Below are 17,087 nucleotides of genomic sequence, written 5' to 3'. Positions count from 1 at the left end.
GGGTCCCGCCGCCCCCGGGGAACGCCGAAGCCCCGCGGGCGGATACCCACGGGGCTTCGGTTGGCGCGGTCCGGCGTACGCGCCGGGCGGCGGGATGACGTCGCGTCAGTCGCGCAGGATCGAGATCAGCCGCAGCATCTCCATGTAGATCCACACCAGGGTCAGGGTCAGGCCGAACGCCGCCAGCCAGGACTCCTCGCGCGGCGCGCCGTAGGCGATGCCGTCCTCGACCTGCTTGAAGTCCAGCGCCAGGAACAGCGCGCCGAGGACGACGCCGACCAGACCGAAGACGATGCCGAGGCCGCCGCTGCGGAAGCCGAGGCCGTCACCGCCGCCGAACACCATGAACAGGACGTTGACCAGCGACAGCAGCACGAAGCCCATGGTCGCGATCATCAGGAAGCGGGTGAAGCGGGCGGTGACCCGCACGATGCGCGTCTTGTAGGCGATGAGCATCGTGACGAAGACCGCCATCGTGCCCAGCACCGCCTGCATCGGCGCGCCGTTCATGTTCGGCAGGCTGTTGAGGTTCCCGCTGAGCGCGCCGAGGAAGACGCCCTCCAGCGCCGCGTACGCCAGGATCAGCGGCGGCGACGGCTTGCGCTTGAAGGACTGGACGAAGCCCAGCACCATCGCGGCGATACCGGCGCCGATCGCGAAGCCGAGCTGCTCCGTCAGATACAGCCAGCCGACGACGGCACCGACGATGACCGTGCCGAGGGTGAACGCCGTGCGCATGACGACGTCGTCCATCGTCATCGGGCGGGTCTGCGGCGTGTACTGCGGCGCCTGGGTGGCGGTCTGCGCGTACGGGTTGGCCCCGGCGTACGGGTCGGCTCCGACGCCCCCGGCCTGCGGCGGCGTGTTGAAGCCCGCGTAGCCGGTGTCGCGGCTGAACCCCCGTCGCGAGAAGACCGGGTTGCTGCTCCTCATCCTCACTCCTCCATGGCCGCCCTGCGCGACCTCGCCACAAGAGTAATAGCTTGGCAAAGACGCGGGGCTACTTCCTGAGCACGATTTCCCCCCGTCCGCCGGGGCGCGTCTACACCACGAGGAGTACGAACGGCTCCCCGCGATCGTGCCCGGCACCGCCGGGGTGCCCTGGAGGGCCCGCCCGCCGGCGAGCGCCTCCTCCAGTTGCCGCAAGGCGTCGCGGTGGGACTCGGCCGAAATCTCGTGGAGCGCGGCGTCGGTCGCCTCGCGCAGCGCCGCGCGGGCCTGGGCGTCGGTGCGGCCGCCGCCCACCTTCACCCACCGCGCCGACAGCGGCTCCAGAGGGTCCCGCAGCAGACCGAACGCCTTCGGGTCCCCGGCGACCAGAACGACCTCGGCGGCGAACAGCACCTCGCCCTGAGGACCGGGCAGGTCGGGCACGCCGCCGCCCGTGGCGTATCCAGCGCTTCGAGCGTCGCGTCGTCCGCGCCCTCCTCGGCCAGTGTGCGGCCAGGCGCGCGGCACAGCTCTTCACCAGGGGTACGAAAACCGGTCGGCGGGACGGCGAATTCCCCGGAACGAGCGAATGCGAAATACCACGGAACGCGCCCGGGAAATCACCCACCGACACCCTCCGGCCCGTATTCCGGGGCGGATCGCGGTACGGAGAAAAGCCTTCGCGGCGTCGCGTGACCCTACGGATTCGTACGGTGACGAAAAGGCCGACGGGAAGGGAGGGAGCGCCCCGCAATCACCCGCCGCATTCCCCCGGGGATCCCGTCCGGCCTGCCCGGCCGAGTGAGGGCGACGCGCCCGGCGGGCGGACCGCCCCGTGCCGCGCATCGACCGCCCGGGCAGGCAGAACGCCGCGGAAGAGGGCGACGGGCGCACCCCGCCGGAGCGGGGGCGTGAGCGGGATACGTCAGGGTGTGCGCGGTGCGGCGCAAGGTCCGGGAAAACCCTTCGGAACGGGCGGCCGATTGCCGGAAGTGCCCGGAGCCGGACTTGAACCGGCACGGCCCGAAGGCCAGCGAGGTTTAAGCTCGCCGTGTCTGCATTCCACCATCCGGGCGTGGACTCCCCATGCCCCCACAGAGGCAGCACGAGCGTAGCCCGCAGGCCACCGAGCCCCCGGCCGCTCATCCCGAGGTTGTCTTATTTTATTGGCAACTGAGGGTGCGTCAGCCACCGGATCGGACCGTTGCCACATGCCCACGGCGCACCTCCGGCGTAACACCCTGAAACACGTTCGGTGCCCGGAATGACGGAAAGTCGCCGTCCCCCCTCGCCAAGCCGCCCCGGTATGTGCTCACCCGACACTCCGGCATGAATCCCCTCGCGCCGGACACCCTCCGCCCGCCCGGTCCCGCGCTCCCCTCGCGCCCCGGAGCTGGTCGCCTGTCTCAGGGTCGCCCTCCTCCCCGGGGATGACAGCCGTCGCACCCGGTACGCCCCAAGGCTGGTCCAGGACGGCCGTCCGGGCTGACGTTCCGGGTCCGTCGCCCGGCCGACGATGGAAGGGTCCCCAGACCGCGGCCGCCCGCCGCCCCGTTTCGACAGGAGCACGCTTCCGTGACCACCATCCCCTCCGGCGTCCCCACCGCCCCCCGCACCACCGCGGCGGCCGCCCGCGCGACGGATCTCACCAAGGTCTACGGAGAGGGCGAGACCCGGGTGGTCGCCCTCGATGCCGTCTCCGTCACGTTCCACCAGGCGCAGTTCACCGCGATCATGGGCCCCTCGGGGTCCGGCAAGTCGACGCTGATGCACTGCATGGCGGGGCTGGACGCGATCTCCGGCGGCAGCGCCCGGATCGGGGACACCGAGCTGACCGGGCTGAAGGACAAGAAGCTCACCCAGCTGCGCCGCGACAAGATCGGCTTCGTCTTCCAGGCGTTCAACCTGCTGCCGACCCTGACGGCGCTGGAGAACATCACCCTCCCGATGGACATCGCGGGCCGCAAGCCCGACCGCGCCTGGCTGGACCGCGTCGTGGAAACCGTCGGGCTGAGCGGCCGCCTCAAGCACCGGCCCGGCCAGCTCTCCGGCGGCCAGCAGCAGCGCGTCGCCGTCGCCCGCGCCCTCGCCTCCCGGCCGGAGATCATCTTCGCGGACGAGCCGACCGGCAACCTCGACTCCCGCTCCGGCGCCGAGGTTCTCGGCTTCCTGCGCAACTCCGTCCGTGAGCTGGGCCAGACCGTGGTGATGGTGACCCACGACCCGGCCGCCGCCTCCTACGCCGACCGCGTCGTCTTCCTCGCCGACGGCCGCATCGTCGACGACATGCCCGACCCCACCGCCGACCTGGTCCTGGAACGCATGAAGGGCTTCGACGCCAAGGGCCGTACCAACTGACGCCCCGCCGCCCGCACTTCGGACCACTCCCCCAGGACTACTGACCCATGCTCCGTACCGCCCTGCGCAACGTCCTCGCGCACAAGGCCCGGCTGCTGATGACCGTCCTCGCCGTCATGCTCGGCGTCGCCTTCGTCTCCGGCACCCTGGTCTTCACCTCCACCATCTCGGACGCGCTGCGCTCCAGCGCCCGGGAGGGCTACGCCGACGTCGACGTGGCCATCCAGCCCCACAGCGACGGTTCCGGCCTCGGCGACCGGCCCGCACTCGACCAGCGCCTGCTTGATGCGGCCGCCCACGTGCCCGGCGCCGCCTCGGCCACCGGCACCGTCACCGGGTTCACCGCCATCGCCGACCGCCACGGCAAGCTGATCGGCACCGGCTTCTCCACCCGCGGCGGCAACTACTACCCCGGCGCCGACGGCAAGGACGCCCGCTACCCGATGCGCGACGGCACCGCCCCGCACGGCGCCGGCCAGATCGCCCTGGACTCCCGTACCGCCGACAAGGCCGGGTTCAAGGTCGGCGACACCGTCCGCATCTCCTTCGACGGACCGGTCCACGAGACCCGGCTGACCGGCATCTTCACCACCACCGACGGCGCCGTCTCGGCCGGCGGCAGCCTCGCGCTCTTCGACAACGCGACCGCCCAGAAGCTGCTGCTCGCCCCCGGCAAGTACCACGAGATCCACGTCAAGGCCGCCCCGGGCACCTCGCAGGGCGCCCTGGAGGCGGAGATCCACAAGGTGCTGCCCGCCAAGGGCGCCGAGGCCACCACCGGCCGTCAGCTCGCCGACGACGAGGCCGAGCAGATCGCCAAGAGCATGGAGAGCATGCAGACCGCCCTGCTGGGCTTCGCCGGGATCGCGCTGTTCGTCGGCATCTTCCTCATCGCCAACACCTTCACCATGCTGGTCGCCCAGCGCACCAAGGAGCTGGCGCTGCTGCGCGCGGTCGGCGCCAGCCGCCGCCAGGTCACCCGCTCCGTGCTGGTCGAGGCCGTCGTCGTCGGCGCGGTCGCCGCCGTCACGGGCCTGGCCGCCGGTATCGGCATCGGCGCCGCGATGCGCGCCCTGATGAACGGCACCGGCGCCACCGTCCCCGACGGCCCCCTCGTCGTCGACGTGTCCACCGTCGTCACCTCGCTGGTGGTCGGCGTCGGCGTGACCGTCCTCGCCGCCTGGCTGCCGGGCCGCCGCGCCGCGAAGATCCCGCCGGTCGCCGCGATGAACAGCGTCCACGCCACCGCCACCACCAAGTCCCTCGTGGTCCGCAACACCATCGGCGCGCTCTTCGCGGGCGCCGGAATCGCCGCCGTACTGGCCGCCACCGGCATGGGCGACGGCAAGCTCGTGATGGGCCTGGGCGCGGTGCTGCTTCTGGTCGGCGTGTTCGTCCTGACGCCGCTGCTGTCCCGCCCGCTGATCGCCCTGGCCGCCCCGCTGCTCCGCGCGTTCGGCATCTCCGGCAAGCTCGCCCGGGAGAACGCGGTCCGCAACCCGCGGCGCACGGCCGCCACCGCCTCCGCCCTGATGGTGGGCCTGACCCTGATCACCGGTCTGACGGTGATCGGGACCAGCGTCCAGAAGGGCATCGACAAGATGGCCGTCGACTCGCTCAAGGCCGACTACGTCGTGTCCATGGCCGGACTGACGCCGCTCTCCCCCGAGGTGGCACAGAAGCTCGGCAGCCTGGACGAGGTCACCGCCGTCAGCCCGCTGCGCAGCTCCGAGGCCGGGATCGGCGGCAACACCACCTATCTGACCGGCGTCAACGGCAAGGACTTCGGCAAGCTGACCCGCCTCGACTTCGCCTCCGGCTCCCTCGGCGACCTGGCCGGCGGCGGTCTGATCGCCGACGAGGACACCGCGAAGAAGAAGGGCTGGAAGGTCGGCTCCCGCGTCCCGGTGACGTTCGAGGACGGCAAGAAGGAGACGCTGACCATCTCGGGCGTCTACCACGGCAACGAGATGATCCATCAGGTCATCGTGGACAACGGCATCCTGGGGCCCCACCAGAAGCACGCCACCGACATGCAGGTGATGCTCAAGACCAAGGACGGCGCCACCGACGCCACCAAGCAGACGCTGATCGATGCGCTGGGCAAGAACCCGGCCCTCACCGTCCAGGACAAGAAGGACGTCTCCGCCGGCATCTCCCAGTCGGTCGACCTGCTGCTGAACATGCTCTACGCGCTGCTCGGCATGGCCGTGATCGTCGCCGTCCTCGGCGTCGTCAACACCCTGGCCATGTCGGTCTTCGAACGCTCCCAGGAGATCGGCATGCTGCGGGCCATCGGCCTGGACCGCACCGGCGTCAAGCGGATGGTCCGCCTGGAGTCCCTGGTGATCTCGCTCTTCGGCGGGGTGCTCGGCATCGGCCTCGGCGTCTTCTTCGGCTGGGCCGCCGGTGAGCTGATCTCCGCCTCACTCGGCACCTACGAACTGGTCCTGCCCTGGGGCCGGATGGGCATCTTCCTCGCCCTGTCCGCGCTGGTCGGCGTGGTCGCCGCCCTGTGGCCGGCCCGCCGCGCGGCGAAGCTGAACATGCTCACCGCCCTCACGGCGGAGTAGCCGCCCCACCGCCCGGAGGGCCCCGGACCGTACGTCGTACGCGGTCCGGGGCCCTCCTGCGTACGGTGCGTCAGCCCTGCCAGGCGCGCGGCCGCAGCGGCAGCCCCGACGCCCCGGACTCCGGGGTCCGTACGGCGAGCACCTGGTTGACCCCTATGCGGTTGCGCTCGAAGGACAGCGCGGACGCGGCCATGTAGAGCCGCCACACCCGGGCCCGGCCCGGCGTCGTCAGCCGCACCGCCTCCTTCCAGCGGGCCTCCAGGTTGGCGACCCACTGGCGCAGCGTCAGCGCGTAGTGCTCCCGCAGCACCTCGACGTCCCGCACCTCGAACCCGGCGTCCTCCAGCGCCCCCGCGGTCTGCCCGACGGGCGCCAGCTCACCGTCGGGGAAGACGTACCGGTCGATGAACTCGTCGACGTGGTAGGTGTCCTCGTCGTCCAGCGGACGCCGGGCGATCTGGTGGTTGAGCAGCCGCCCGCCGGGCTTGAGCAGGGCATACAGGGCGCTCGCGTACTCGGCGTAGCGGGCCCGCCCGACGTGCTCGGCCATGCCGATCGAGGAGATCGCGTCGAACGGCTCGTCGTGGATCTCGCGGTAGTCCTGCACCCGGATCTCGACCCGGTCGGCCAGCCCCGCCTCCGCGATCCGCTTCCGGGCGTAGGCGGCCTGCTCCTCGGAGAGGGTGATGCCGACGGCGCGGACGCCGTACTCGCGGGCGGCGTGCAGCACCATCGAACCCCAGCCGCAGCCCACGTCCAGCAGCCGCTGCCCCTCCGCGAGGCCGAGCTTGCGGCAGATCAGGTCGAGCTTGTCGCGCTGCGCGTCCTCCAGCGTCGCCTCGGGGCTCTCCCAGTACGCGCACGAGTAGACCATCGACGGGCCGAGCACCAGCGCGTAGAAGTCGTTGCCGACGTCGTAGTGGTGGCTGATGGCCTCTTTGTCGCGCAGCAGGGTGTGCAGCGGGCCGCGGCGGGTGCGGGCCTCCTCGGCGGGCGGGGACGGCGGCAGCGGGACGCCCACGAGGGTCAGCAACTCCTTGGCCGCCGCGCGGATCTCGGGCCGCGCCAGGGCCCGCAGGAGAGGTGCGCGCTGCGGCGCGGGGGCGGCGGTGCCGCGCTCCCAGATCAGGCCGGCCAGCGAGTCGAGCGCCTCGTAGAGATCGCCGTCGATGTCGAGGTCACCGGCGACCCAGGCGCGGGCCAGGCCCAGTTCGCCGGGTTTGAAGAGCAGGCGGCGCAGCGCGCGGCGGTTGCGGAAGACAAGGACCGGGGCGCCCGGCGGGCCGAACTCGCTGCGGTCCCACGCGCGGATGCGTACCGGGAGCTTCGCCCCCAGCACCTCCTCGGCGAGCTTGGTGAGCCGTCCAGCGGCGTCGGCCATGTCGCACACCTCCGTCTTGACGAGTCGGCGAAACACTTTCACCGACCACGTAAACGCCGTACAGGCGCCCGGATAGTCCCGTTCCCACGTAAGGGGACGGCAAAGCGCGCCACGGCTCCGACGGCGGACATGCCGAAGGGCGCCCGCCCCACGGATGGCGGACGCCCTTCGGGCCGGCCGGTCTACACCGGCCTGGAGATCAAGAAGCCTTGGCCTTCGGCTTGTCGGCCTCGGCAGCGGGCTTCGGCGCCGGCTTCGCGGCCTCGTAGAACTCCTCGCGGGGGTTCTGCATGGCGCTGAGCGAGACGACCTCGCGCTTGAGGAACATCGCGAGCGTCCAGTCGGCGAAGACCCGGATCTTGCGGTTGAACGTCGGCATCGCCATGCCGTGGTACGCGCGGTGCATGTACCAGGCGAGACGGCCCTTGAACTTGATCTTCGCCTTGCCGACGACGATCATCGCGACGCCCTTGTGCAGGCCCAGGCCCGCGACGGCACCCTTGTTGGCGTGGCTGTACTCCTTCTGCGGGAAGCCCCGCATACCGGAGACCACGTTGTCGCCGAGGACCTTCGCCTGCCGCAGCGCGTGCTGCGCGTTCGGCGGGCACCAGGCGTTCTCGTTGCCGGCCTTGCGGCCGACCATGTCCGGCACCTGCGCGTTGTCGCCCGCGGCCCAGATGTAGTCGGTGCCCTGCACCTGGAGGGTGGGGGCGGTGTCGACGTGACCGCGCGGGCCCAGCGGCAGACCGAAGCGGGAGAGCGCCGGGTTCGGCTTGACGCCCGCGGTCCACACGATGGTGTCCGAGTCGACCTCAAGGCCGTTGTTGAGCACGACGTGACCGTCGACGCAGGAGTCCATGCCGGTCTTGAGGTAGACCTCGACGCCACGGCCCTCAAGGTGCGCCTTGCCGTACGCACCGAGCTTCGGGCCGACCTCGGGGAGGATCTTGTCCGCGACATCGACGACCAGGAAGCGCATGTCCTCGCGCTTGACGTTGTTGTAGTACTTCGCGGCGTCGCGGGCCATGTCCTCGACCTCGCCGACGGTCTCCGCACCGGCGAAGCCGCCGCCGATGAAGACGAAGGTCAGCGCCTTGCGGCGGACCTCCTCGTCGGTGGTGGAGTCGGCCTTGTCGAGCTGCTCCAGCACGTGGTTGCGCAGCCCGATGGCCTCCTCGACGCCCTTCATGCCGATGCCGTTCTCGGCCAGGCCCGGGATCGGGAAGGTACGGGAGACCGCGCCCATCGCGATGACCAGGTAGTCGAAGGGCAGCTCGTACGCCTCGCCGACCAGCGGCGCGACGGTGGCGACCTTGCGGTCCTGGTCGATGGTGGTCACCCGGCCGGTGAGAACCTCCGCCTTGGGCAGCACACGCCGCAGCGGAACCACGACGTGGCGCGGGGAGATGCTGCCGGCCGCAGCTTCAGGGAGGAAGGGCTGGTACGTCATGTACGAGCGCGGGTCGACGACCGTGACGGTCGCCTCGCCGTACCGCATCTTCTTGAGGATGCGACGCGCCGCGTACAAACCTACGTACCCACCGCCTACAACGAGGATCCTGGGACGCTCCGTGGTGCTCATGCAATCGAGTATCCACCTCCCCTTGGGGGGCTGCTCGTGAGCCCCTTCACAAGAACTGGAGGGGTGTCTGCTACACTGCGCCGCCCCCCGTGACGGACGCCATACCGCTTCCGGGGAACCACTCGCCACCGCGACCCGTTGAGACCCCTTGTGATCAGGGCTTGTGAACGCAGGAGCGAGCGAACCACACACCGGGTGAGCGCGAACCGCGCCCCCACTCCGCCCCGCATTCCCCGGCTCAAGAGGGCCTAGGACCTTCGATTGAGGCCCTCAGGGCCCCTTTCTTCGGCCATCCGCCACTTTTTTCATGTGAAGAGTTTCACGAACTTTTCCGGGGCGTCGGCACCACGGGGTACCGAGGGGGGTCGAATCGCCGTGAGAACGGGGATGCGCGGGGCGCGCCACGGGCAGCGGCGTCGCCCGGAGCGAGCTCGGCCTGACGCCTCGCGGCGGGCCGCACGGCTACGACCACCAGGCTCCCCTCCCTCGTGTACACGACTGTGTGTACACTTTCTCCATGACCGAGCACACCGTGACCGTACGAGAGGCCCGCGCGCACCTGGCGGACCACATCAACCGTGCCGAGCAGGGCGACCCCACGGTGATCACCCGCAGCGGCGTGCCCGTCGCCGCCGTGGTGCCGATCGCGGACTTCGACGCCCTGGAAGAGGCGGCCGATGTCCTGCTGGCCCGGGAGGCGGAGGCAGTCCTGGCCGAGAACGGCCCGACCGTCACCATGGCCGAGTTGCTGGCCGACCTGTTCGCCGAGCGCACCGAAGACGTGGCGTGAAGTACGCATTCCGGTTCACCACCGCGGCGCAGCGGCAACTGCGAGCCCTGGACCGGCCCACCGCCATGCGCATCCTCGCCGCGCTGACCGAACTCGGCGACGACCCCTACCGCGCGGACGCCGACATCAAGAAGCTCACCGGCCCGTCGGGGCTCTACCGGCTCCGGGTCGGCAACCACCGGGTCGCCTACCGGATCGAGGACGGCGAACTCGTCATCCTCGTCGTCAAGGTGGGCGACCGGCGCGACGTCCACCGCGCACTGTGACGCGATGGCCCCCGCCGCCCGAAGGCGACGGGGGCCATGCCGTCCGGGACGGCTCAGGCAAGACTCCAAGCGATGCCGTCGAGAATGTCGTGCTCGCTGACCACGACCTCCTCGGCGCCCGTGCGGTCCATGATCGCGAGGAGGACGAGGGAGCCCGCGGCGATGACGTCGACGCGGCCGGGGTGGATGACCGGGATCGCGGCGCGTTCGGCGTGGGTGGAGGTGACCAGGCGGTCGGTGATCTCCGCGACGCGGGCGCGGGAGACGCGGGCGTGGTGGACGGCCGTCGAGTCGTAGTGGTCGAGGCCGAGGGCGATGGCGGCGACGGTGGTGACCGAACCGGCCAGGCCGACGAGGGTGGCGGCCTCGCGGAGCGGGACGGCGGCCTCGGCCTCGTCGAGGGCGGCGGCCGCGTCGGCTCTGATCGCGGCGATCCGGTCGGGGGACGGCGGGTCGCTGATCTCGCCGTCGCGCACCAGGTGCCGCTCGGTCATCCGCACGCAGCCTATGTCGACGGAGCGGGCGGCGCGGACGGCGCCGTCACCGAGGACGAACTCGGTGGAACCGCCGCCGATGTCCACGACGAGGTACGGGCGGGCGAAGCCCGCCCGTCGCCCGCCACCACCCTTCCCGGGAAGGCGCTCCGCACCTGCAGCCTCCATGCCGGTCAGCTCGCGGGTGGCGCCGGTGAAGGAGAACTCCGCCTCCTGGTCGCCGGTGATGACCTCGGGCTCGACGCCGAGGATGTCCACCACGCCGCGGACGAAGTCGTCGCGGTTCTCGGCGTCGCGGGAGGCGGACGTCGCCACGAACCGGGTGCGCTCCGCGCCCAGCTCCGCGATGACCGCGGCGTACTCACGGCAGGCGGCGAAGGTCCGCTCCAGCGCCTCGGGCGCGAGCCGCCCGGTGCGGTCCACGCCCTGGCCGAGGCGGACGATCTGCATCCGGCGGTCCAGCTCCGTCAGCTCACCGGTGGCCGGGTCGACGTCGGCGACCAGCAGGCGGATGGAGTTGGTACCGCAGTCGACGGCGGCGACCCGGGTCATTCGGCGTCTCCTTCGGCGGCGGCGGTGTCCTGGCAGGGCGTGACGCACGGGCCCTTGCGCCACCACTCGGGCAGCATCGCGAGCGCCTCGTCGCCCAGTGGGTTGACGCCGGGACCGGTCGCGAGGGAGTGGCCGACGAGGACGTGCAGGCACTTGACGCGGTCCGGCATGCCACCGGCGCTGGGGAAGCCCTGGAGGACCTCGATGGCGTCGCGGCGGCGGATGTAGTCCTCGTGGGCGGCGCGGTAGGCGGCGGCCAGCTCGGGGTCGGTCGCCAGCCGCTCGGTCATCTCCTTCATCACGCCGTTGGCCTCCAGCGTGCCGATGGCGGAGGCCGCGCGCGGGCACGTCAGGTAGTACAGCGTCGGGAACGGCGTGCCGTCCTCCAGGCGCGGGGCCGTCTCGACGACATCCGGCTGGCCGCAGGGGCAGCGGTGGGCGATGGCCCGCAGGCCACGCGGCGGGCGGCCCAGCTGCCCCTTGAAGGCGGCGATGTCCGCGGCGGTGGGCTCGGTGGGCTCGGTCTGGGGCGGAGGCGTGTCCATGTGCGCTTTCGGTGGGATCTTCGGTGGGATCTTCGGTGAGCTTTCGGCCGCGGACGGGCGGACGCGGAGGGTGCCGTCGCGTCGCCGCCCGCGGGTCGGGCAGGTCGGATCAGGCGGTGCCGGGCAGCCGGACCGGGGTGCGGCGCGTCACCGGTCGGCCGTGTCGACGTCGGCCCAGAGGTTCTCGTACCAGGGGCTTCCGGCCGCTCCCGCGCCGTCGCGCCGAGCACCGTCGTCGGCGCGCGATCCGTCCTGGACGATATAACCCGTCTCGCCGGGGCGGACGAAGTGCAGATGCAGCCGGGCCTGCTGCTCGACGTGGGCGGGATCGCGCCAGCGGGACTTCTCGTCGCGCAGCCGGTCCAGCGCCTCGGCCGCCTCCTGGGCCTTGCGGCGCTGGTCGGCGATGTCGGAGCGCTGCGAGACGTACTGCCGTATCGGGTAGGCCAGGGCCACGACGAGGGAGCACATGACGAGGGCCAGCAGGGCGGCCCGTCCGGTGAGGCGGTTGCGGCGGGGGCGCCGGACGCGCTGGACGCGGGCCACCGCCTGTTCGCCGAGCGCCTTGAGCCGGGTCGCGGTCGAGAACCGGTCCGCGGACACGTCGCCTCCCCTGTTGGCCGACTGTCATGGAGTTCGTACGCTCCCGCCGGGCGGGGCCGTTCGGAAGCGCAGCCGTCCCCGGCAACGGTACGGGACCGTCGCCGGGGACGAACGCAGGCCGTGACGGCGGGTGGCCCGCCCACGGCCGGGCGGAGCGGGGCGCACCCTCGCCGGGGGAAATCAGCCCTTGCTGTGCTTACTGGTTCGCAGAGCGCTGTGCTTACTGGTTCGCAGAGCGCTGTGCTTACTGGTTCGCAGAGCGAAACCGCGGGAAGGCCGAACGGCCGGCGTAGACCGCCGCGTCGTCCAGGATCTCCTCGATGCGCAGCAGCTGGTTGTACTTGGCGACGCGCTCGGAGCGGGCCGGGGCGCCGGTCTTGATCTGGCCGCAGTTGGTGGCGACGGCCAGGTCGGCGATGGTGACGTCCTCGGTCTCGCCGGAGCGGTGCGACATCATGCACTTGAAGCCGTTGCGCTGGGCCAGCTCGACGGCGTCCAGCGTCTCGGTGAGCGAACCGATCTGGTTGACCTTCACCAGAAGGGCGTTGGCGGAGCCCTCCTCGATGCCGCGGGCCAGGCGCTCGGGGTTGGTGACGAAGAGGTCGTCGCCGACGAGCTGGACCTTGGCGCCGAGCTTGTCGGTGATGACCTTCCAGCCGGCCCAGTCGTCCTCGAACAGCGGGTCCTCGATGGAGACCAGCGGGTAGGCCGCGACCAGCTCCTCGTAGTACTCCGTCATCTCGGCGGCGGAGCGGTCCTTGCCCTCGAACTGGTACGTGCCGTCCTTGTAGAACTCGGAGGCGGCGACGTCCAGGGCGAGCGCGATGTCCTGGCCGGGGGCGTAACCGGCCTCCTTGATGGCCTCCAGGATGAGGTCGAGGGCCTCACGGTTGGAGCCGAGGTTGGGGGCGAAGCCGCCCTCGTCGCCAAGGCCGGTGGCCAGGCCCTTGCTCTTCAGGACCTTCTTGAGGGTGTGGTAGACCTCGGCGCCCCAGCGCAGCGCCTCGGAGAAGGACTCCGCGCCGATCGGGGCGATCATGAATTCCTGGATGTCGACGTTGGAGTCGGCGTGCGACCCGCCGTTCAGGATGTTCATCATCGGGACGGGCAGGACGTGCGCGTTCGGGCCGCCGAGGTAGCGGAACAGCGGCAGGTCGCTGGCCTCGGAGGCGGCGTGCGCGACGGCGAGGGAGACGCCGAGGATGGCGTTGGCGCCCAGCGAGCCCTTGTTGTCAGTGGCGTCCAGGTCGAACATGGCCTGGTCGATGAGGCGCTGCTCGGTGGCGTCGTAGCCGACCAGCTCCGGGCCGATCTGCTCGATGACGGCGAGGACGGCCTTCTCGACGCCCTTGCCCTGGTAGCGGTTGGGGTCCCCGTCGCGCAGTTCGACGGCCTCGAAGGCGCCGGTGGAGGCACCGGACGGGACGGCGGCCCGGCCGGTGGAGCCGTCGTCGAGGCCGACCTCGACCTCGACCGTGGGATTACCTCGCGAGTCGAGAATTTCGCGGGCTACGACGACGTCGATGGACGGCACGTTGTCTCCTTCATGGGTGTCTGGAGTTCTGCGGCACGAGCCTAACGGCCCCCGGGACTTCCACTCGCTCCCGGCCCGCGCAGCGGGCCGAAAGGTGCCTCGGACGCCGGGTGCCGGACATTCGGCAACGAAGGCCGCGGAACGGAAAAGCGGCTGATAAGGGGCGGGCACGACGCTGTGTCCGGCACCAGGGTACGGAACGGCGAAACCCCGCCTCGGCGCGCGGAGGGCGGCATCGGCGGTGAGCCGGTGCCGCCCCGGGGACGTGCGCGCCGGGCGGGGCATCCCGTGGGGAAGGTCCGCGGGTGAGCGGGGGCTCCCGGGCGGGGCCGTGGCCCGCGGGGTCCGGGCGGGCGGCGCCGCCTCCCGGTCCGGTGTGCCGCACGTGCCGCCGTACGCATGGGCGCGGTGGACCGGGAGGGGCGGGGAGCCCGGGGTGCGGGGCGGTGGGCGGGCCCCGCGCGGGGATCAGACGTGGAGCTTCTGGCCCGGGAAGATGAGGTTCGGGTTGGAGCCGATGACGGACTTGTTGTCCGCGTAGACCGACTTCCAGTTCTTGCCGTGCGCCTTGGCGATCTTGGCCAGGGTGTCGCCGGACTTCACGGTGTAGTTGCCGTGGCCCATGGCGTGGTGCTGGGGCGCCGGGGTGGTGTGCTGCTGCGGGGCCTGCCGCTGCGGGGCGGCCTTGGGCTGCGCGGCCCGCTGCTGCGACGCCTGCTGCTGCGGGGCGGCCTTGGTGGTGGAGCCCGTGTTCAGGTCGGGGGACGGGCCGCCGGCGGTGAGGTTGCCGGCACCGGCGCAGGACCAGGCGCCCGGGCCCTGGATGGCGAGGAGCTTCTCGGCGGCCTGGATCTGCTGGGCCTTGGTGGCCAGGTCGGCGCGCGGGGCGAACTGCTTGCCGCCGGCCGCCGCCCAGCTGGACAGGGAGAACTGCAGGCCGCCGTAGTAGCCGTTGCCGGTGTTGATCGACCAGTTGCCGCCGGACTCGCACTGGGCGACGGAGTCCCAGGTGGAGACCGAGGCGGCGGAGGCGGAGGTGGCGCCCATCAGCGGGACGGCCACGGCGGCACCGGCGACACCGGCGAGGGTGGCGACGCGGACGGCCTTGGAGGGGCGACGGTGCTTGGCCTTGTTCATCAGCATGTTTTCGTTTTCCTCACCGACGCCTACGAGGTGAGCTGTCGGGTTCGGGCGGTGTGGATTGCCCGGCCGTGTGTTCCTCACACACGGCTTCACCCCAAGCCGGTTGACCCGCTTTCACGGGCGGGACCGGCACTTACCTTGGGTCCCCCGCTCCTGCCTTCGGCGCTTGCGCGTCGACCACCTTCGCCCACCGGCAGGATTCGGCGTGTGAACGAAGGGCCCGCTTTGGCGAGCGATGCCGACCGTAAACAGAACCCCCCGCGTCGTTCAAACCCCACTTTCTGGGCACAGTTGACCGCCAACGACCGCAGAGGGCGCATATTTCCGCAGGTAGGACATGGTGTGGAGGCGAAGGGCAGGTCGCGACGCCACGGATGTCAACGAGAGCCATGTCTCACTTTCGCCAAAAGGGGCAAAGCAGTTCATCTCCCTCGATCAGTGGCCCAGATCGAGGAGTTGGCCTGGGCGGATGAGGTCCGGGTCGTCGCCGATGACGTCCTCGTTGCGCTCGTACAGCGCGGGCCAGCCGCCCGGCAGCTCACGCGCCTCGACGATGGCTGACAGGTTGTCACCGGGGCGCACGGTGTACGCGCCCTCGCCCGGGTCCGTCCGCTCGCCGCCCCGCGAGGCGTGCCGCCCCGGGGCGCGTTCGCCGTCCCCGTCGGCGTCACTGCCGCCGCGGTGGCGCCCGGAGCCGTCCCCGTCCGCCGGGGGCGTCGTACGGGACGGGTGCGAGGGCCCGGACGGGGTGGAGGCGTGGCCGGACGGGTCGCCCGACGGGCCGGGCCTGCCGGGCCTCCCCGAGCCTTCGGGCGCCTCCGGGGAGTCGGTGGTGCCGGGCGTGCCGGGCGAGGCGGACGGGGCGGGGGCGCCGGACGGGTCCGGCTGACCCTTCGGGGCGGACGGGTCGGCGGTGTCCTGGTCCGGGTCGTCGGGGGTCGGGGTTCCGTCCTGACCGGTGTCCGCGCCCGTACCGGTGTCCGTGCCCGTACCGGTGTCCGTGCCCGTGCCGGTGTCCGTGCCCGTGCCGGTGTCCGTGCCCGCGCCAGTGTCCGTGCCAGTGTCGCCGCCGTCCGCGGCGGCGGGCGGGGTGGTGACGGTGCCGCCGGGGTCGACGTCGGGGGTTCTGCCGCCCTTGGTGAGTCCGGCGCCGGCCGCGCAGCGCGGCCAGGCGTCCGGGCCGCGGTCGGCGAGGATCGCCTGGGCCACGGCTATCTGCTGGGCGCGGCTGGCCAGGTCGGGGCGGGCCGCGTACTCCAGCCCGCCGTGGTCGCGCCACATGTCGAGGGTGAGCTGGAGCCCGCCGTAGAAGCCGTTGCCGGAGGCGCTGGACCAGATGCCGCCGGACTCGCACTGGGCGACGCGGTCCCAGGTGGTGGCGTCGGCGGCGTGGGCGGCGCCCGCGCCGAGGAGGGGCAGGGCGAGGCCCGCGCCGGTCACACCCGCCGTGACAAAGAGGGCCGGTGCCTGGCGGGGGCGACGGTGCCTGCCGTTGCCGGTGCGCATGCGATTGCCTTTCGAGCGGCGGTTGAGTTGTCCGCCCCGACGACCCGGCCCGGCCGCCGGGATCCGGTACGGCCGTCCACCGGGCAGTGGAGCGCTTGTCCGGTGGCAAGGTAGCCGGGCTCACGGGGCGTCACAAGCCGGTGTAGCGGAGATCACGCGTAGGTCACGTGACTGATGGAGCGTCAACTTCCGGGCCGTGGGCGGCCGTCCGCGCCGGTGGACGGCGTGTCGTCAGGGGGCCGGGGTGAACGCCACGGGGAGGGTGCGCAGACCGCGCATGATGAGCCCGCCGCGCCACCGCAATGCATCAGGTTCCGCCGCAAGCCGGATGTCGGGCAGGCGGGTCAGGAGGGTGGCGAGGGCGGTCTGCCCTTCGAGGCGGGCGAGGGGCGCGCCGAGGCAGTAGTGGATGCCGTGGCCGTAGCCGAGGTGCGGGTTGTCGGTGCGGCGCAGGTCGAGGGTGTCCGGGGCGTCGAAGCGTGCGGGGTCGCGGTCGGCGGCGGCGAGCACCACCAGGACCGGATCGCCCTCGGCTATCCGCTCGCCGCCGAGCGTCAGCTCCTCGGTCGCGAACCGCCAGGTGGCCAGCTCGACCGGGCCGTCGTAGCGCAGCAGTTCCTCGATGCCGGTGGCCAGGACGTCGGTGTCACCGCCCGCCAGTGACTTCTGGAGGAGTTCGCGCTGGTCCGGGGTGCGGAGCAGGGCGTAGGTGCCGTTGCCGATGAGGTTGACGGTGGTCTCGAAACCGATTTGAGCAGTCTGAGAAAGAACGGTGTAGCCAGGACCGTCCGTCTTGACGCTGTTGGGATCGACCGGCTTCGGCCGGGGCT

The 17,087-nt window shown here is 71.8% G+C and carries 14 protein-coding genes, 1 tRNA gene, 1 pseudogene and 1 riboswitch; of the genes and pseudogenes, 4 read left to right on the top strand and 12 right to left on the bottom strand.

Annotated elements, in window-relative coordinates:
* Window positions 1–105: 105 nt before the first annotated feature.
* From ACFWWQ_RS27345 to ACFWWQ_RS27335, 3 genes and pseudogenes are all read right to left on the bottom strand, one after another.
* On the bottom strand, window positions 106–933 hold the full coding sequence (locus ACFWWQ_RS27345; protein ID WP_384601473.1) for a Bax inhibitor-1/YccA family protein: 828 nt from the start codon (window positions 931–933) through the stop codon (window positions 106–108).
* Between the two features lie 198 nt (window positions 934–1,131).
* Window positions 1,132–1,344: pseudogene (locus ACFWWQ_RS27340) on the bottom strand (hypothetical protein); the annotation flags it as partial.
* A 579-nt stretch (window positions 1,345–1,923) separates the two neighbouring features.
* Window positions 1,924–2,005: transfer RNA gene (locus tag ACFWWQ_RS27335), tRNA-Leu, on the bottom strand.
* Window positions 2,006–2,505: 500 nt separating this feature from the next.
* Here ACFWWQ_RS27335 and ACFWWQ_RS27330 point away from each other — a divergent pair.
* Window positions 2,506–3,288, top strand: a complete 783-nt coding sequence (locus ACFWWQ_RS27330) for an ABC transporter ATP-binding protein (protein WP_384601423.1) — start codon at window positions 2,506–2,508, stop codon at window positions 3,286–3,288.
* Between the two features lie 47 nt (window positions 3,289–3,335).
* Window positions 3,336–5,861 (top strand): ABC transporter permease, encoded by a 2,526-nt coding sequence (locus ACFWWQ_RS27325; protein ID WP_384601420.1) that lies wholly within the window; start codon window positions 3,336–3,338, stop codon window positions 5,859–5,861.
* Between the two features lie 70 nt (window positions 5,862–5,931).
* Here the strand turns inward: ACFWWQ_RS27325 and ACFWWQ_RS27320 are convergent, their stop codons facing one another.
* Both ACFWWQ_RS27320 and ACFWWQ_RS27315 read right to left on the bottom strand, forming a co-directional pair.
* The gene (locus tag ACFWWQ_RS27320) at window positions 5,932–7,242 is read right to left on the bottom strand and encodes a class I SAM-dependent methyltransferase (RefSeq protein ID WP_384601416.1); all 1,311 of its coding nucleotides are present in this window, start codon (window positions 7,240–7,242) and stop codon (window positions 5,932–5,934) included.
* A gap of 199 nt (window positions 7,243–7,441) precedes the next feature.
* Window positions 7,442–8,824 carry an NAD(P)/FAD-dependent oxidoreductase gene (locus tag ACFWWQ_RS27315; protein WP_384601413.1) on the bottom strand — a complete coding sequence of 461 codons (1,383 nt, stop codon included), beginning with the start codon at window positions 8,822–8,824 and terminating at the stop codon, window positions 7,442–7,444.
* A 517-nt stretch (window positions 8,825–9,341) separates the two neighbouring features.
* Between ACFWWQ_RS27315 and ACFWWQ_RS27310 the strand changes: the two genes are divergently transcribed.
* Together ACFWWQ_RS27310 and ACFWWQ_RS27305 are read left to right on the top strand one after the other, a co-directional pair.
* On the top strand, window positions 9,342–9,614 hold the full coding sequence (locus ACFWWQ_RS27310) for a type II toxin-antitoxin system Phd/YefM family antitoxin (RefSeq protein WP_384601410.1): 273 nt from the start codon (window positions 9,342–9,344) through the stop codon (window positions 9,612–9,614).
* The gene (locus tag ACFWWQ_RS27305; protein ID WP_384601407.1) at window positions 9,611–9,880 is read left to right on the top strand and encodes a type II toxin-antitoxin system RelE/ParE family toxin; all 270 of its coding nucleotides are present in this window, start codon (window positions 9,611–9,613) and stop codon (window positions 9,878–9,880) included. The genes ACFWWQ_RS27310 and ACFWWQ_RS27305 overlap by 4 nt, the downstream gene beginning before the upstream one ends.
* Window positions 9,881–9,933: 53 nt before the next feature.
* Here the strand turns inward: ACFWWQ_RS27305 and ACFWWQ_RS27300 are convergent, their stop codons facing one another.
* The 7 genes from ACFWWQ_RS27300 to ACFWWQ_RS27270 all read right to left on the bottom strand — a co-directional run.
* Entirely contained in the window at window positions 9,934–10,926 is a 993-nt protein-coding gene (locus ACFWWQ_RS27300; RefSeq protein WP_384601404.1) for an exopolyphosphatase, read from the bottom strand.
* Window positions 10,923–11,471, bottom strand: a complete 549-nt coding sequence (locus ACFWWQ_RS27295; protein WP_384601401.1) for a DUF501 domain-containing protein — start codon at window positions 11,469–11,471, stop codon at window positions 10,923–10,925. The genes ACFWWQ_RS27300 and ACFWWQ_RS27295 overlap by 4 nt, the downstream gene beginning before the upstream one ends.
* 147 nt (window positions 11,472–11,618) lie before the next feature.
* A complete protein-coding gene (locus tag ACFWWQ_RS27290) occupies window positions 11,619–12,074 on the bottom strand; it encodes a septum formation initiator family protein (protein WP_384601398.1) in 456 nt (151 codons plus the stop codon).
* 244 nt (window positions 12,075–12,318) lie between these two features.
* On the bottom strand, window positions 12,319–13,608 hold the full coding sequence (eno, locus tag ACFWWQ_RS27285) for a phosphopyruvate hydratase (RefSeq protein WP_384601395.1): 1,290 nt from the start codon (window positions 13,606–13,608) through the stop codon (window positions 12,319–12,321).
* Between the two features lie 468 nt (window positions 13,609–14,076).
* Complete coding sequence (locus ACFWWQ_RS27280) at window positions 14,077–14,751, bottom strand: transglycosylase family protein (RefSeq protein ID WP_384601392.1); 675 nt, start codon at window positions 14,749–14,751, stop codon at window positions 14,077–14,079.
* Between the two features lie 5 nt (window positions 14,752–14,756).
* Window positions 14,757–14,967: riboswitch (cyclic di-AMP (ydaO/yuaA leader) on the bottom strand.
* A 219-nt stretch (window positions 14,968–15,186) separates the two neighbouring features.
* Window positions 15,187–16,257 carry a transglycosylase family protein gene (locus tag ACFWWQ_RS27275; RefSeq protein ID WP_384601390.1) on the bottom strand — a complete coding sequence of 357 codons (1,071 nt, stop codon included), beginning with the start codon at window positions 16,255–16,257 and terminating at the stop codon, window positions 15,187–15,189.
* Between the two features lie 231 nt (window positions 16,258–16,488).
* Window positions 16,489–17,087, bottom strand: a 599-nt coding sequence (locus tag ACFWWQ_RS27270) for a cytochrome P450 (RefSeq protein ID WP_384601387.1), incomplete at its 5' end; no start/stop codon positions are given.

Source organism: Streptomyces sp. NPDC059080 (assembly GCF_042739975.1).
Taxonomy (GTDB): Bacteria; Actinomycetota; Actinomycetes; order Streptomycetales; family Streptomycetaceae; genus Streptomyces; species Streptomyces benahoarensis.
The sequence above is the reverse complement of the archived record's forward strand: the minus strand, read 5'-3'. Positions and strand labels throughout refer to the sequence as shown.

Excerpts from the sequence above, each read along its gene's own strand:
- ACFWWQ_RS27320 (WP_384601416.1), bottom strand. The coding sequence starts at position 7,242 with ATGGCCGACGCCGCTGGACGGCTCACCAAGCTCGCCGAGGAGGTGCTG.
- ACFWWQ_RS27300 (WP_384601404.1), bottom strand. The coding sequence starts at position 10,926 with ATGACCCGGGTCGCCGCCGTCGACTGCGGTACCAACTCCATCCGCCTG.
- ACFWWQ_RS27325 (WP_384601420.1), top strand. The coding sequence starts at position 3,336 with ATGCTCCGTACCGCCCTGCGCAACGTCCTCGCGCACAAGGCCCGGCTG.
- ACFWWQ_RS27275 (WP_384601390.1), bottom strand. The coding sequence starts at position 16,257 with ATGCGCACCGGCAACGGCAGGCACCGTCGCCCCCGCCAGGCACCGGCC.
- ACFWWQ_RS27280 (WP_384601392.1), bottom strand. The coding sequence starts at position 14,751 with ATGCTGATGAACAAGGCCAAGCACCGTCGCCCCTCCAAGGCCGTCCGC.
- ACFWWQ_RS27345 (WP_384601473.1), bottom strand. The coding sequence starts at position 933 with ATGAGGAGCAGCAACCCGGTCTTCTCGCGACGGGGGTTCAGCCGCGAC.
- ACFWWQ_RS27310 (WP_384601410.1), top strand. The coding sequence starts at position 9,342 with ATGACCGAGCACACCGTGACCGTACGAGAGGCCCGCGCGCACCTGGCG.
- ACFWWQ_RS27295 (WP_384601401.1), bottom strand. The coding sequence starts at position 11,471 with ATGGACACGCCTCCGCCCCAGACCGAGCCCACCGAGCCCACCGCCGCG.
- ACFWWQ_RS27315 (WP_384601413.1), bottom strand. The coding sequence starts at position 8,824 with ATGAGCACCACGGAGCGTCCCAGGATCCTCGTTGTAGGCGGTGGGTAC.